The sequence below is a fragment of the Runella sp. CRIBMP genome (assembly GCF_009905605.1).
In the GTDB taxonomy this organism is placed as follows: domain Bacteria; phylum Bacteroidota; class Bacteroidia; order Cytophagales; family Spirosomataceae; genus Runella.
The window spans coordinates 914,651-929,976 of the sequence record NZ_JAAAKZ010000001.1 but is presented as its reverse complement, the minus strand read 5'-3'; the positions used below and the strand labels follow the sequence as shown (position 1 = coordinate 929,976).

Genomic DNA, 15,326 nt, shown 5'->3' with positions numbered 1-15,326 from the left:
GTTTTTGGGTAGTCATTTTATTTGAAATTTTCCGTTTTTATCTACATACTGCCAAGTATCGCTCTTCCAAACGCTGTATTCGCCTTCTTTGACGGTTTGGCACTTGGTACTGACTTTGGCTTTGCCGTTTTCGAAAGGGTAGGCACAATCGAACTGTGGCTCTATGACGATTTCGTACGTTTTGGCATCGGCATAGCCGATCTTGCCATTTTTTACCACTCTTATTAGTCCATCGGCAGCATAATCGGGGCCGTTGTCATAAACAAAGACTGCGTAGAGTGCCATTTTTTTGCTGTTCATGATGACCCATTTGCCATCGCTGACTTGCTCCATCACCAATGAATCGGTGACGGTCTGCTTTTCTTCCTTGTCGGTGGTTGAAGTACAAGCGGCACCTGTGAGTAATACCCCAACAAGTAGCGATAATAGGATGTGATGAAGTGTTGTTTTCATAAATTGATTTATTATTTTGAAAAGGAAAATGATTACTTCAAAGCATCCCATTCTTCTTTGGTAGCCTTAGATTTTTGGTATTCCATCAAACATACCCACTTGCCATCTCGCTTTACCAGCAATGCTTCTAAATGTGTATAACTCTCGGCAATGAGCTTGCCCGTGCTATCGTGGGAGGTGAAATAGAAAATGCCTGTTTCGTGTGCCGTAGTTTCACCACCTATTCTTTGTGAAAAACGAAACTGAACGTTATCCATCTGCTTCCCGTTTTTGGTATCAAGAAAACCCTGTTTCCACCCAGCCAATGCAGCCGTCATAGGTACTGAATACTTATTTTTTCCTGAGGTAGTCACCAAGACGGCATTCTCGTGGCAAGTAGCTTTGTAGCCCTCAAAATCACCTTCTTTTACCGTTCGGGATATTTCCTTCCAATAGCTCTTGTCTATTTCGGCTATTCGCAGAGCGTCTGTATTAGTTTGGCCTATCACTTTTGTGGTTGCTATACAGGCAAGAAAAATAACGGTTGGAAAGAAGGCCTTGCTTTTCATAAATATTTGATTTTATTGGTTTAAAAAATGAAGTGCTATCAATTAGTACCCCGACTTGTACCAGCCCAAATGTCAATTTTAACGGTATCAGATAAGACAATGCTTTTTTCACCCAAACCAAAGTCCAAGCGATTCAGCGAAAATGTTCCCTTGAATTCTGCTTTGCGGTTGGTTTGTTTGAACATAAATGGTATCACAATTTCTTTCATTTGTCCTTTGAGTGTAATGGCGCAATAGGCATCAAAACCGTTTTTTGATTGTATTATTTTTTTGCTTTCGATTTTGATGGTTGGGTATTTCTCAATGTCAAAATAATCCGCTTTTTTCAAATGTTTGTCCCGCAGTTTGATGCCAGTGTGTAGGGTTTCGGGCTTGGCTTCAGCCACAAAAAAACTTCTGTCTAATTTGTTTTTTGAGAATTTGATTTGGGCAGTTATTCCTGTCATGCTACCCTCTACGTCAAGACCTGCGTTTGAAATGTAAAAGACAAGGCGGGTGGAATCAATTTTCCAAGAATCTTGACCAAAAACCCAGTTTGATGCGAGGGTAAAAAGCGCTATGTAGCCGATTATTAATTTAAATTTCATCTTTTAAAGCGTTTTAAGAAATGCTATCAATGCTGTTTTTTCCTCTTTTGTGATATCCATTCCAAATTCATGTCCTTTTATTGCCATTGTTTTGGCGAAGGCGGGTTTAAATCCAGTAGGAACATAATCATCGTCAAGTCTTCGTTTGTCGAGCCAATCTTCCAAAGTCGCTACATTGCCACTATGCCCAAATGGACTGCGATACCAAACGCCTAATAGTGAAGGAACTTTGTAATATCCTGTACCACGCCTTGTATATAAGGCTAATTCAGGATTGGTTTCGACTGAAACATCAAAAATGTCGTATGATTTATAATGACTTGCAGGGGGGGTAAAACCATCAACGGGTGTTAATTTATTGTTTGTATAGAGTGGTGGTGTGTGGCAGGTAACACATCCTTCCCGTTTAAAAACCAATTCACCTTTTTTAACCAAATCTGGCGGAAATGAATTTGGGTTTTTAGGTGCTTTTAATGAATACAAATATTTCCCCAAAGCATATAATTGCATTTCAGAATAGCGGTCAGAGCATCCTAAAAACGGTGCCTTGCCAACTTCGGGTAAGGTCTTGAAATCAGTAGCGGCGGGTATATAACCATTATAACTATTGAGCATATCCAATAATTGGTTAAATGCTGCATACCGCATTATATCGCCAATATTGCGGTGCATCATCAATCCCGTATAATCAAGATATTTCCTGTCTTTGATGCCGATTAAGTCAGGAATATTTGTTGGCTGATTATAATTTGAACCATGCCTTATCATTACACCCGATGGGATTGCTTTTAAGTAAGCGATAATTCTGGCTGCACTAATGGTATCAAGTTCAGTTTGAGAAGAATGACTAACCCAAGGTGCTTTTTGCAACATATTCCTGCCAGCTCTCATTCCTTCATCAAATTCTTTCAACTTTTCCTTAGGCAATGATTTTAATGCGTTTTCAGCACCAAATCCATCTATTTTATCCAACGGAAAATTTCCTTGTGCCCCCTTTATAGTTGTACCATCTGGCATTACCCGAGTGTGGCACATGGCACATGAAAAAACGCCAACCTTAATTTTTGATTTTTCATCAACCACGTAGGAATAATACGGAAATGTTTTTTTAGAAATAGGAATTTCGGCATTTTGGATAGATGCTTTAAGCTCCGCAAGAAAATTATCTGAATAGTCAAACGTGGCTAATGGTGCACTAAACACTTCTTCACCTAATCGAATTAGGTCTTGTTCCGTTTTGGGTTCGTTTTGAAATATATCAACAGGGTCAAGCGATTTTAGCGAATCTATATATTTTCGATTTGCCTCCGTATCATCTGTTAAAAGTATGGGGTAGCTTTTAAAAATTTTTCTCTCGGGAAGTTTGTAATAATACTCCTCTGAAATGGGTGTAACTGATACCGCCGCATCCGTTGGGGGAAGCATAAACTTGGTAATTTCAGCTATATCCCAAGTTTTCGGAATGTCAAAAGAGGCTGATTTCAGTTGAAATCCAATGCTAAAAGTAGTACTTATAGCAATAACTGATAGGGCCGTACTTCTTAAAAGTGTTCTTCTTTTCATTGTAGAAGGGGTTTATTCTTAAAAATTGAGAAATCACTTCGCTGAGGATTGTGCAATCGTTTTGGTGATTGTTAAAAAAGTAAGAAGTAGGGTTGTCAGAAAAAAGATATTTTTTTTCATTGTTGAAATTGGTTTTTTGATTGAAAAATAGCGAAAATGCTGAGGGGACGGTGGTTGCTTGGTCGTTGTGACAAAAACACCAAGTCCCCATTTCATTCAAGACTTGCGGAGACGGGTAGCCTTTTAATTATTGATGCTTGTCACAAGCCAGCTTTATTTGTAAGTTCCTTAAATCTTTCATCACTTCTGATACGTTGCCAACGAGGGTCATGGTTGAGCCAAAGCAACCAACCATGAATACCATCGCCATCTTCCACAACTCTGTTGAGCCACATAAACGTGTTGTCGAAATCACCAAGTGCTTCATAGACTCCAGCTATTTGATATTTCACCACATGTTCACCTCTTCCAAACCTGTCTAATAATTCTTGAAGTGCCTTTTTTCCATTTTCAATGTCACCGGCCTGAACATAGGCACGGGCAAGATGGCCTACACCACCCGCATCACCTTGTAGCGATGGTGTGGCAATTTTACTTTCTTCCAAAGCTTTGTCGAACTTTCCAAGCTCTGCCAATGCAAGCCCTTTATAAAAATGAAGAACTGCACCGCCAGGATTACGGGCAATAAGACTATCGCTATAATTAATAACCCAATCGTAATCATGTGCCATAAAACGCATACGTGTGGAGTTGTAAAGGATGCTTCGTCTTGTTACACTGTCGGCATCGGCAAGGGCTTTTTCTCTTACTTTATAAGCTTCGGTAAAATTGTTTTGCGCTGCCAATAAGATGGCATATTCAAATCTTATCCACGCATTTTTAGTGTCTACTTTTAAAATTCGCTCCAGAATTTCTCTTGCACAGGTATAGTCGTTCTGTAATGCTATTTTCCCCTCTGCTATTCCTCTGAGTCCCGTAACACTGTGAGGATTTAAAGAAAAGGCTTTAAAGAAATATTCCAACGATTTTTCACTTCCCATTTTCTTTTGCATACCTGCAAATCTCGGTGCTGAACCGTAAATGTCACTCAATGTATAGTAGGCCCTGTCATTGGTTGTATCTGCGGCTATGGCGCTTTCAAGTATTTCAATTATTTTCCCAACACTCTCTTTAGTAAGGGGTAAATATTTTTTCCTTGTTTCAATCAAAGAATCAGAACGCATTCGTTGTGGGGAGACATTCACCTCATTTGTCAACTTAGGTAGATTAGTAGGACATTCAGATGGGAATCCTTTTGGCAAGGGCTTTTGTTGTGCAAAAGTGTATAGGCTTGAACAGCCTATAAAAACAATTAGAGAAATGATTAATTTTTTCATTTTTAAAATTGATTTTTTGGTTGAAAAATAGTTATCACCTCTCAAACCCTACTTGACTCAACATCATCAAGTCGCGCCCCGTGGCAGCCTTGTCGTTTTTACAGAAAAAATAGACATCATACTTGCCCATTTGTGTCTTTATCGGGGTGGTGTATATGAGTGGCAACCCCATTGGTTTTGGTGCAATGGACAACGTACCAATCAACGTACCTTCATGAAGCGGTTTTCCTCGGGTGTATGTGGCTTTTTTTTCTTGGCATGAGGCAAAAAGAACAAGAAAGAATAAATCAATGAAATACAGCACCTTATATGGTATAAAGTAAGATTGTAGCTTTTGATTTTTGGAGGTAGTATCGGGCGTGGGCGACCCGATAGTTCTCTCCATCACTTCCCTTTTACCGATACGGTTGTCTCTTTTTCTCCTTTCTCATTTGTAAAATTTTCCATCATTTTTACTTCACCAGAGGGCATAACTTCAAAAACAAAAGATAATTGATACTTGGGTGGCACCCCCGATATTGTGAAAGTGTTGTTAGTGATGTATTCTAAATTCATCCCGAAAGGCATACCATTTGCTTTATCGCCTTTTATCCATAATTGTTTGTCTTTTTTGATAAGTTCGGTTTTTTTATTCGCATCTTTTTCATTCACATAAATGCCAATCAAACGGTCAAGTGCAGCAGGTTCTGCGGCGAGTTTTTTAGCCATACTGATGTCAAAAGATACTTTTTTGCTTCCGTCTTTCAGATTTTGGACTTCCAGAATCCTTCTTTTGGCGGTTGGAGAAGCCGAACCACTATCCTTTTCAAGCCAAGGGTCGCCCGTGAAATAAAGTTGAGTCACTAATGGCTGATAACCTTCGGCAGAAATCATCAGGTGAAAATGCGCTGGTCGGTAGTTGTCGCCCTCACCGTAAGGAACTGGCAAAATGGTTTTGAAAGAGTAATTACCTTCATTATCAGAATAGAGCGTGCCTCGATATTTAAAATCAGCCGATTCGTTGTCATATACACCGTTGCCGTCGCAATGCCAAAGTTCTATTTTGGCGTTTTTGTAAGGTGTTATGCAATCGTCGTGTTTGATTTTGCCGAATAATTCAATCGGGGCGCCTTTTTCGCCTTTAATGACGAGGCTGCTCCGAACTGGGCTGTCGGGGCGGTAAAATGGGCCTAAAACATCGGAGGTTGTTTCGCAGTCGCCCACGTAGCGGTCGCCTTCTAAACGTACAAAGCCAGTAGCCGATACCGCAATGGCTGATAAAGCCGAGGTTTTCAAAAATATCCTTCTTTTCATTGTTGTCAATTGTTTTATCGTTAAAAAATGGAGAAAGTTTTGAGAGATTTTTTACCTTTTAAACGGCTGCATTTGCCAATACGTCAAACTTCGCCATAGCCATTCTAGTGGGCCGAAACGGAAGTACTTTAACCATATCGGGCTAACAATCAATTGAAAAACCCAAATACTGATAACGATATAATACAACTCATAGCGCTGCAATTTGCCGTACATCGAAAAGCCATAACCCAAGAATATGAAATTGCAAATAATAGAATGGGTGATGTAATTGGTAAAGGCCATTTGCCCCACTGCCGCCAACGATTTTTGTAGAAAAGGCAGAAAACCTGATTTGACAAATAGCATGATGAGGGCAATATGCCCGCAGGTGGTGGGGATTCTGCCCAGATTATAAGTCATAAAGGTTTTGTAGATAGACAGAATAGAAAAATTTGAGGATACGATGTGCGACCCTTCAAAATAATTAATAGTAATACCGATACCATAGCCCATCAATGCCATAAGCCAATAAAACCGATTCGATTTGGCAGCTTTCAGAATTCCCATTTTGAAAAATGCCATGCCCCACAGCATCATAGCCAGCGTATCCCAAAAATTGAGAAAGTATAGAAACGTCGTCTCCATGTATTGATTCACAGGCAATTTGTGCATCACAATACTCCAATACCCTTTACTTCGAGCAGTCATTTCTTCCTTTACTTGTGTGGGAGTCGCTTTTTCTTCTTTTAGGATTGCATTCCACTTTTCAATAGCAGTAGAATCTTCTTTGACGAGATTTCTCCCAGTTGTTTTCTTCGTTTGGGCTATTGTAACCTTTCCAAAAGCATCTTTAATTTTGAAATAATCCTTTACATTAAAAGCAGCCGCAACGATTAAGATAATAGCCGATGCCATGATGAGATGTTTGGGTGCAAGATGTCTAAAACTAAACGCAAACATGCCCACAATGCCATAAGTATAGAGTATATCTCCATCCCACAACAGCAAATAGCAATGGATAACCCCAAAAAGCACCATCCACATCAATCGGCGGAAAAAGAGATCGGTTACGACTGTGCCTGACGTGTTTTCAACTGAACGGCCAGTAAATAATAGAATGCCTGCCCCAAATAACATGGAAAACATCCCTCGCATGGTACCTTCAAAAAACAGCGTATTCATCCACCAAACCGTAAGGTTCCAGCCCGTGGCACCACCGTTGTTGGTTGGGTCAAAATAGGCTTTGTAGAGCCCAAAAACGATAATGTTCATTAATAAAATACCGAAGAGAGAAATACCCCTGATGGTGTCCATTGCTAAAATCCGTTCGGATTTGGTAGTAGGTTGTAGGGTTTCTTGAGTTTGCATAAGCACTAAGGTTTTTGGTATAAGTTATTGGTACTTACTGTTTCAAGTTTTATTTTTTGAAAGGCTGTATTTTCCAATACGTCAAGCTACGCCAGAGCCATTCGAGCGGTCCAAACAAAAAATACTTTAGCCATATCGGACTGATAATCAACTGAAAAATCCAAATTGCGAAGGCTACGAAGTAAATTTGATAGAATTCCAGTTCGGCAAAGTAGTTGAGACCGTAGCCAAAGAAAAACAGCGTACATATCACCGAGTGTGAGATATAATTGGTGAAAGCCATACGGCCCACCGCTACTAAGCGGTTCATTAAGCCCTGCACCATGCCCGATTTGTAAAGCAAAATCAGCGAAGCGGCATGACCCATCACCAACAAAATACGCTGAAAAGGATAAATCAAATTGACCCAGTTGATAGGCACTTGTTCCATGCGGGCGAGGTTGGCTTCGAGCGTGGAAAAATGATGAAAAGCGTAATAATTAGCATAAATCACCAAGGGCAAGCCCAAGCCATATCCGATTTTGATAACCGTCCAATAATCTTTGTTTGACCAAGCGCCCGTCAAAAAACCCCATTTGAAAAGTGCCAACCCCAACAGCATCAGCGCCAACGAATCCCAGACTTCAAAGGGCAGATATTTGGTCTGAATGTCAAAAGCAATGGGGCGCAAATAACTAGCCACGGTGCTATAATTCGACTTCATTTTCAGGGTATTGGCCTTGGCATCTTCACGGTTGGGAATCATGGTTTTTTCTATTTCTCGCCATTCGGTCAATGCCTTGTTTTGGGTTGCAGTCAACGTTTGATTTTGACTTTTGGCTTTGGTGGCTTCCACATAAGCAATTCGTTTTTCGCGGATGTCTTGGTACTGAATCGTGCCTGCCACAAAACTAACCACGGCTACGATGGGTACCGCCCACACCAAGTATTTGGGCGGAACGTTACGAAAAAGGTACAAAATCATACCGCAAACGGCATAGAGATAAAGAATCTCCCCAATCCAAAGAATCAAGTGGGAGTGTATCAATCCAAACAACAGCAACCAAAACATACGACGGTAATAGAGGGCATGAACCGAAACCCCTTTGGTGCCTTTGTTGGCAATAAACAGCAACACGCCCGCCCCAAATACCATCCCAAACATGGCCCTCATTTTGCCCTCAAAAAAAATACCGATGAATTGATAGAGCCAAAAGTTTGGGTTATCGGGGTCATTTTTGAAGATTTCAAACGAATAATCTGCCATTGAAAAGCCAGGAATGTTCATTAATAAAATGCCGAGTAGCGCAAACCCTCGCAGCATATCAATGGTTTTGATACGATTTGACTCCGATACAGGCGCGATGGTTGAAGACTGAGAAGAAATGAGTTGTTCCATTGGTTTTGAGAGGGTTTAAGTAGGGTAATGGTAATGTATGGGCTTCTTTCTTATAGGTTACCAAACACAACAAAGATAAAAAGCGGGTTTCTGAAAGGCTGCTCTTATTGTTCCAAAGACTTTGTTTATTGTTCCAAAACTTTGTCTATTGTTCCAAAGTGTGAGTTTCTATCTATTAACTAGCTCTTAGCGCTGGGTATAATAAAGAATTCAAGGCAAGTGAAATCTTCATTCTGTCCCTAAAATCGGGCTTCTATCCCTAAAATTTTGACGCCTTTGTATGCCAATTTAGCTTTGGTACATTATCAAAAAGCAGGAAGCCGAAAATGCTGATTCAGAGTAGGCAACAAATAGTAAACCTTTACCTAAATGAAAACTTTAAAAACCATTGGAATGATTCTGCTCATTGGCCTTACATTAACATCTTATGCCCAAGAGCGGGGGCGTTCTTTTAGCCCTAATTATCAAGGCTATTATTATTTAAGGACGGCATTCACGGGCGACGCCCTATCTCTTGAAAGCAATGGCTCAGCGAGTAATGTTATGACTGGTGCATCGTTCATGTCTTCCCAAAAAGGTGCGACTGGAACAATGTGGAAATTGGTTCCAGATGCTAAAAATAAAGGTTGGTATCGCTTAAAATCGAATGATCAGGGCGATGGTAGATGTTTGGAGGCTAATACTGCCGGGGGAGAGAAAGATGGACGGTCTTTTATGGATAATTGTCAAGATGTAACAGGGCAACTATGGCGATTAGATTTAGTGAGTGCCAATAACGGGGACCACCTTTATAGATTACGTACAATGCTCCATGGCAACAACTTTTCTTTGGAAGGAAATAAGCCTGAAAATAAATCTGTATATTCGGGCAATGCATTTATGGATAAAACTCAGAATGTTTCGGGCCAAATGTGGAGATTAGTACCAGTGCAATAAATAAACAATCAATGTCTCTACGTAACCCAACATGTTTAATTTATAGTATTGATACATGCGCCTGTGAATGTAAAGGATTCTAACTGTAGCAGTTATTCATGTCTTATACTATTTTCTCAATACCAGCTGCTGTTATTAATTGAAAATCTCAACATTTTCTTTACAAAGAAACAATGCTGTGAAGGAGTTTTATGGTCTGAAAGATTAATAAATAGACTTCTGTAAACCACAAAAATGAATATGATTTTGTGTTAAGTTTACAGAAAGATTTATTAAAGCAAATAAAATCAACTTCCCGAAAGTTTTAGTCCTTTCGGGAAGTTCTTTAGCAATTATGCCGAGCAAACTCATTAAAATATCACTTTTGCTAATCACGGCTTTGGCTACCTCTGGCTTTGGTCAACCACTTAGTTTGCCGGCGAAAGAGGTCGATAGATTGAAACAAAATCTGACGGTTTTTAAAGAAGACACCAATAGAGTCATTAGCTTATGGCGTTTGGCAAGGTATCATACCATGACAGAGCCTCGTCAGGCGGTGTTGTATGCAACTGAGGCAATTACGCTCGCCCGAAAACTCAAATACACCTACGGCGAATTGGTTTCTTTACAGTCTTTAAGTTTTGTATCAACCATTACAGGCGACTGGCAAAATGGTATGCAAACTGCTTATGAAGGTTTGAAAATAAGTCAAACCAAATACCCCAAATTAGAAATCGTATTTTATAATTTGATAGCACTTGTTTATGAAAAGCAACAAGATAGTAAACAGCGGCTGGAATGGCTATTGAAAGCCTATCATCACCCCGAAATCAACTCCTTACCCAACAATGGGAAATGGCTGATTTACCATAACATTGGTGAGGTTTACGAAAACCTAAATGAATATGATTCTGCAATGAAATATTCGGAAATAATAGATATTAATTGCCGAAAACTGAATATTCCCATAGAGGTATCGTATGCAAATGCAATAATGGGCAGAGTAGAAAAAAAACGAAAAAACTATGCAGAAGCATTGCAATACTTAAAAATAGCAATGAGTTTTTCGAACAAATTTGGTAATCCTTTTTTAGAATCAGAACAATCGGTTGATTTAGCAGGCATTTTTCATGCAATCCATCAACCAGACTCCGCTATTTTTTATGCCGAAAAAGCCTTAAATGGGGGTAGAAAATTTAAAAATTCAGTGCTGACAGCAAGTGCCGCAAAACTTTTAGCTGAGATATATGAACATAAAAATCCCTCAAAGGCCATCAATTATTTAAAAATTTTGAATGCTACAAATGATAGCCTTTATACCGCTACAAGAATTATTCAGACACAAAATATCGTAAACACTATACAACAACGTGAGCGAGATTTAAAAGAAGCAAAAAAAGATTACGATAACTCAATAAGGCAGAATGCACTCATCGGATTTCTCATTTCTTTAGGCTTGCTAACATTGATTTTGATACGAAACAACCGTCAGAAACAAAAAGGTGTGGCTATTTTGAAGGATAAAAACAGAGAAATAAGCCTTCAAAAAGATGAAATTGAAAAAACAATGGAGCAGAAGCAAATGCTACTTTCTGAGTTGCAACACCGAGTAAAAAATAACTTACAGTACGTTATCAGTATCTTAGAAATCCAGAAAGAATCAGTTAATTATAGCAATATTGACGACTTGATTAAAAGCAACCAAAATCGAATTCATTCGATTGCTCTGCTTCATAAAAAATTAAATTTAACCGATAGTGTCAATGACGTTGATTTGAAAAGATACATAACAGACCTCTCCGAACTCGTCAAAGATTCGTATGATAATAAATTTAAAAATGTGAATTTGTTTATCACTTGCGAAGTTGAAATTTTATCTATCACAAAGGCTTTGCCTTTAGGTCTGATAATCGTCGAATTGGTCAGCAATAGCATGAAACACGCCTTCAAAAACCAGCAAAATGGCATCATCGATATCGAAATTAGGTATGACACACATTCAAAAAAGAATTGCCTACAATACATTGACAATGGCGAAGGTTTTGATTTTGTAAATGTAGAAACCAAAGGGCTTGGCGTAGAAATAATGAAAGGTTTGATTGACCAACTCAATGGTAAAATAGAAACATACCTCAAAAAAGGCTTCGAACTGAAAATCTATTTTTAAAGATGAATCCAAAGGTAATTTTAGTCGTAGAAGACGATTATCTGAATAGAAGACTCACCAAGAAGATTCTTCAAGAAAATGGTTATCAGGTTTTAGAAGCAAAAAATGCCGACGAAGCCTTGAAGATTCTCAATAAAGAATTGGTTGACCTCACCATTCTCGACATCAACCTTGGCGATGGCGAAATGGACGGTATCAGCTTGGGAAATCTCATTCAAAACAAACAAAAAGTACCATTTATTTATCTGACTGCCTACGAAAACGCAAAAGTTATCAGCGAAGCCGTAGCAACTTCGCCATATTCATATTTAACCAAACCGTTTAAAAACAGCGACTTAGTTGCCTCTGTCGAATTGGCAATTATCAAATCTGCCAAAGAAGACAAACCCAAACCTACAATTTTGGTAAAAGATGGTGAATACAAGGTTGCATTGCCAATAGAAGACATCAACTATATCACATCAGAAGGCAACTATTTGCTATTTTACACCGATAAAAAGACCTATAAATGTCGCTCAACCATTGAGCAGATTCTTAAAGTTCTCCCGTCATTATCATTTATACAAATCCATCGAGCTTTTATTGTCAATAAAAACAAAGTTGAAAAGTTCAATTCTAAAAGCGTGATAGTAGGAAATTCTGAAATTCCTTTGTCGAAAAAAGATTTTCCAAATAATTTGTCGAGCACGGGGTAATATTTCCAAAATCTAAAACGATAGCCCAGAAGGAGAAAATCTTTTGCTCAATGTTGAATCTTAGAAGTAATAGTGTCGTTCAATTTTTGTTCCAATTCTTTCAAAATATCGGGATGCTCAGCGGCAAGATTTTTCGTTTCTTTGATGTCAGTTTTGAGATTGAAGAGCCGTTTTTCTATTCTATGACCGCTATCAATTTGTTTGTTTTTCATCCAGTCTGCCCCGTTTGATTTGGTGGGTTTGACGTATTTCCAATCTCCTTTTCGGAGGGCATACGTAAAGCCTTCTTCCAACAAATACTCCCTTCCTTTATCGGATTTTTCCAACCAAGAATCCATAAAATTCTGACTGTCGGGGCTCCCATGCTACTTTTACCCTGAAATTTCTGATGTGGTAAATCTTTCACCGTAACTTACCTTCATAGGGTCGTTGGTGTCTAAGCCCACTACTTTTTGATTTTCAACAAATAGGCAAGGCACTCTATCGCCCGTGGCGGGAATCAAAAAGCTATAATCAATGCCGATTTCTCGTGGCCCTGGACTGATTTCTTGGTTCCAATCCAAGGTGCCATTGCCTAAGCCCAAATGCCATTTTCCAACCACGCCCGTGGCGTAGCCCGCTTTTTTGAGCATACTGGCCAAGCTTCCTTGTTACGGATTTATCAGAAGTGGCGCTTCACCTTGCAAAATGGCCGCTTGACTCCTGAAAGCATGGCTGCCTGTAAGTAAAGAATAGTGAGAAGGGGTAAAAGTAAAAGCCGAGCAATGGGCATCACTGAAATTGACGCCATTCTTTGCCAAAAAATCAATATTGGGCGTTTTACGCCCATAGCGCCGTTTACGCCAATGTCACTATAACCCAATCATCCACGTAAATCAAAATGATATTGAGCTTTTGGAGCGTTGCTTGGGCTTTATAATCTGTATAGCAAAGGCAACGAATGCAATAAGTAGCGAAAGCTTTTTCAAAGGGTTCATTATCACGAAAATAAGCAGTTAGAAAATCGAATGTGAATAGACGCGAAATCAAGTCTTATTAATCCTTGGTCGTTTTACTTTTCCACCAGTTTTGGTTGGGTTGGTAATCTACCCTCAGAAAATTAAGCCTTTCTTTTTCGAGTTTTGGCATCAATACTTCTACATTGTTTTGGTGTTTTTTATGGGCCAATTCAAGGTTAAACTCAGGGTCTGGAACGGGATAATTGGCGTTTACGCTTTTCAGCCAATTGAGCAGTTTCGCCTTCAGCCTTTGCGTTTCCTTTTGATTTTTTGCGGCTAAATCGGTTTGTTCGTAGGGGTCTTTGGCTAACTCATACAGCTCATCATGCCCATCTTCCCAGTAGTGAATCAGCTTCCAATTTTTATACCTCATGGTAGAGTTTGGTTGACCGCCTTGATTTCCATAATGTGGATAATGCCAATACAATTCTCTATCTTTTAACACTTTACCCTCAAACAATGGCTTCAAACTAACGCCGTCTATGTGTTGTTTTGGCAAAAGCGGAATATTGGCAAAATCTAAAAGTGTCGGGAAAAAATCGGCCCCCGTGGCTGGAAAATCAATTTGTTTGACCTGCTTTTTCAACCAGGGGATTTTAATGAAGTAAGGCTCCCTGATGCCCCCCTCCCATTGATAGCCCTTTCCTCCTCGCAGCGGCAAATTGGAGGTTGAAAAAGCATCCCCCGACGCAACACCTCCGTTGTCGGAAGTGAAAATAACGATGGTATTTTCTTCCAAATTCAACCGTTTCAAAGTATTCAACACTTCACCGACGGCATCATCCATACTTTCTACCAAACCGCCATACACGGGATTGTCTTGCACTTGCCGAATCGGCAAATCTTTTTCCATCACGTAGCCGTTTTTGGCAAGTCCATTTTTCTCGGCTTTCTCACGGTATTTTTTCCATTTTGCTTCGGTGGTTTGAATGGGCCCATGCACCGCGTAAAATGATAAAAAGGCAAAAAAAGGCTTATCTTTTTGTTGCTCGATAAATGCCGAAGTCTCCTTGGCCAGTCGCATTTCGAGGTTTTCACCATCTTTTACATTAGGCAAGGAAGGGTTTTCCCAGGGAGAAAAATACCCACCTTTGGGGCTGCCTACTTCCCAGCCGCCTTTGTTGATGTCAAAACCGTGGTCTTCTGGGTAGCTTCCTTTCTCGCCTAAGTGCCATTTGCCCGCAAAAAAAGTTTTGTACCCGTTGGCTTTCATTACCTCGGGCAAGATTACGTCGGCTTTGGATAACTCATGTACGTATTCGGCAGGCAATAACTTCGAGAATCGTTTTTCGGTCCGCCATTCCGTACCTGATTTTGCCCCAATCCAGTCGGTTATGCCATGCCTCGCCGTAAATTTGCCAGTCATGATGCTTGCTCTCGAAGGGCTACACACCGCACTACACGCATATCCTTGCGTGAAAACAGTGCCTTCATTGGCAATTCTGTCCACATTAGGGGTTTCGTAAAACTTGCTTCCTGTACAGCTTAAATCTTTCAGGCCAAGGTCATCCACAAGGATAAAAACTACATTTGGTTTTTGGGGTGCTTGGCCTTTACTATTTTGCGCTTTTAGACTAGTAAAAGCCAAAAACAACACGATTGTGTATTTTATGAGCATACGCAACGGACTTCTAAAGGCTTTATTCATTTTATCGACCCAAAAATAATTCTCTGAAATGGATACATTGAGGCTTAAATTCATCTTTTTAAAGCAAGTTTTTTTTACATTAAACAGCATTGAATCGTCTTTTTATTTTTTAAGGTCTGATCTTCCAACAATTGCGTATCTAAATCAGGTAGCAAGGCAAGGAAGTCGTTATCACCACTTTGTGTTTTATACCAAGCCTCCACTTTGCGTGTTTGATCGATAGTACATTGACCACCAAGGTATTTATATAATAATTCGTGAAAGATGGATTCAGCGGATAAGATTTTACCAATCTATAAAATCATTTTTGCTACGAGAAACTACTGTTTTACAAATTGACAATTCTACTATGATT

General features: G+C 39.5%; 15 protein-coding genes. 3 read left to right on the top strand and 12 right to left on the bottom strand.

Going from position 1 to position 15,326, the window contains the following annotated elements:
- Nucleotides 1-12: 12 nt before the first annotated feature.
- The 9 genes from GVN20_RS03770 to GVN20_RS03730 form a co-directional block, all read right to left on the bottom strand.
- A complete protein-coding gene (locus tag GVN20_RS03770; RefSeq protein WP_206023186.1) occupies nucleotides 13-453 on the bottom strand; it encodes a WG repeat-containing protein in 441 nt (146 codons plus the stop codon).
- A gap of 32 nt (nucleotides 454-485) precedes the next feature.
- On the bottom strand, nucleotides 486-1,001 hold the full coding sequence (locus tag GVN20_RS03765; RefSeq protein ID WP_166557025.1) for a nuclear transport factor 2 family protein: 516 nt from the start codon (nucleotides 999-1,001) through the stop codon (nucleotides 486-488).
- A 38-nt stretch (nucleotides 1,002-1,039) separates the two neighbouring features.
- Nucleotides 1,040-1,588, bottom strand: coding sequence for a YceI family protein (locus tag GVN20_RS03760; RefSeq protein ID WP_166557024.1), 549 nt, complete (start codon nucleotides 1,586-1,588; stop codon nucleotides 1,040-1,042).
- Nucleotides 1,589-1,591: 3 nt separating this feature from the next.
- Complete coding sequence (locus GVN20_RS03755) at nucleotides 1,592-3,151, bottom strand: hypothetical protein (RefSeq protein ID WP_166557023.1); 1,560 nt, start codon at nucleotides 3,149-3,151, stop codon at nucleotides 1,592-1,594.
- Nucleotides 3,152-3,411: 260 nt separating this feature from the next.
- A complete protein-coding gene (locus GVN20_RS03750) occupies nucleotides 3,412-4,527 on the bottom strand; it encodes a lipopolysaccharide assembly protein LapB (protein ID WP_166557022.1) in 1,116 nt (371 codons plus the stop codon).
- 34 nt (nucleotides 4,528-4,561) lie between these two features.
- On the bottom strand, nucleotides 4,562-4,912 hold the full coding sequence (locus GVN20_RS03745) for a hypothetical protein (protein ID WP_166557021.1): 351 nt from the start codon (nucleotides 4,910-4,912) through the stop codon (nucleotides 4,562-4,564).
- Nucleotides 4,912-5,820 carry a catechol 1,2-dioxygenase gene (locus GVN20_RS03740; RefSeq protein ID WP_166557020.1) on the bottom strand — a complete coding sequence of 303 codons (909 nt, stop codon included), beginning with the start codon at nucleotides 5,818-5,820 and terminating at the stop codon, nucleotides 4,912-4,914. The genes GVN20_RS03745 and GVN20_RS03740 overlap by 1 nt, the downstream gene beginning before the upstream one ends.
- Before the next feature lie 51 nt (nucleotides 5,821-5,871).
- Nucleotides 5,872-7,170, bottom strand: coding sequence for a DUF418 domain-containing protein (locus tag GVN20_RS03735; protein WP_166557019.1), 1,299 nt, complete (start codon nucleotides 7,168-7,170; stop codon nucleotides 5,872-5,874).
- A 49-nt stretch (nucleotides 7,171-7,219) separates the two neighbouring features.
- Nucleotides 7,220-8,548, bottom strand: a complete 1,329-nt coding sequence (locus tag GVN20_RS03730; protein ID WP_166557018.1) for a DUF418 domain-containing protein — start codon at nucleotides 8,546-8,548, stop codon at nucleotides 7,220-7,222.
- 369 nt (nucleotides 8,549-8,917) lie between these two features.
- Here GVN20_RS03730 and GVN20_RS03725 point away from each other — a divergent pair, with 369 nt between their 5' ends.
- From GVN20_RS03725 to GVN20_RS03715, 3 genes are all read left to right on the top strand, one after another.
- On the top strand, nucleotides 8,918-9,484 hold the full coding sequence (locus GVN20_RS03725; RefSeq protein ID WP_166557017.1) for an RICIN domain-containing protein: 567 nt from the start codon (nucleotides 8,918-8,920) through the stop codon (nucleotides 9,482-9,484).
- A 334-nt stretch (nucleotides 9,485-9,818) separates the two neighbouring features.
- The gene (locus GVN20_RS03720) at nucleotides 9,819-11,630 is read left to right on the top strand and encodes a sensor histidine kinase (RefSeq protein ID WP_166557016.1); all 1,812 of its coding nucleotides are present in this window, start codon (nucleotides 9,819-9,821) and stop codon (nucleotides 11,628-11,630) included.
- 2 nt (nucleotides 11,631-11,632) lie between these two features.
- Complete coding sequence (locus tag GVN20_RS03715) at nucleotides 11,633-12,325, top strand: LytTR family DNA-binding domain-containing protein (RefSeq protein WP_166557015.1); 693 nt, start codon at nucleotides 11,633-11,635, stop codon at nucleotides 12,323-12,325.
- Nucleotides 12,326-12,372: 47 nt separating this feature from the next.
- On the opposite strand, the gene GVN20_RS03710 is transcribed toward GVN20_RS03715, so the two are convergent.
- The 3 genes from GVN20_RS03710 to GVN20_RS03700 form a co-directional block, all read right to left on the bottom strand.
- Nucleotides 12,373-12,663: a hypothetical protein gene (locus GVN20_RS03710; protein WP_166557014.1), complete on the bottom strand. Its 291-nt coding sequence runs from the start codon at nucleotides 12,661-12,663 to the stop codon at nucleotides 12,373-12,375.
- Between the two features lie 33 nt (nucleotides 12,664-12,696).
- Nucleotides 12,697-12,957 (bottom strand): hypothetical protein, encoded by a 261-nt coding sequence (locus GVN20_RS03705; protein ID WP_166557013.1) that lies wholly within the window; start codon nucleotides 12,955-12,957, stop codon nucleotides 12,697-12,699.
- A 403-nt stretch (nucleotides 12,958-13,360) separates the two neighbouring features.
- Nucleotides 13,361-15,025 (bottom strand): sulfatase, encoded by a 1,665-nt coding sequence (locus tag GVN20_RS03700; protein ID WP_229598957.1) that lies wholly within the window; start codon nucleotides 15,023-15,025, stop codon nucleotides 13,361-13,363.
- Nucleotides 15,026-15,326: the final 301 nt, after the last annotated feature.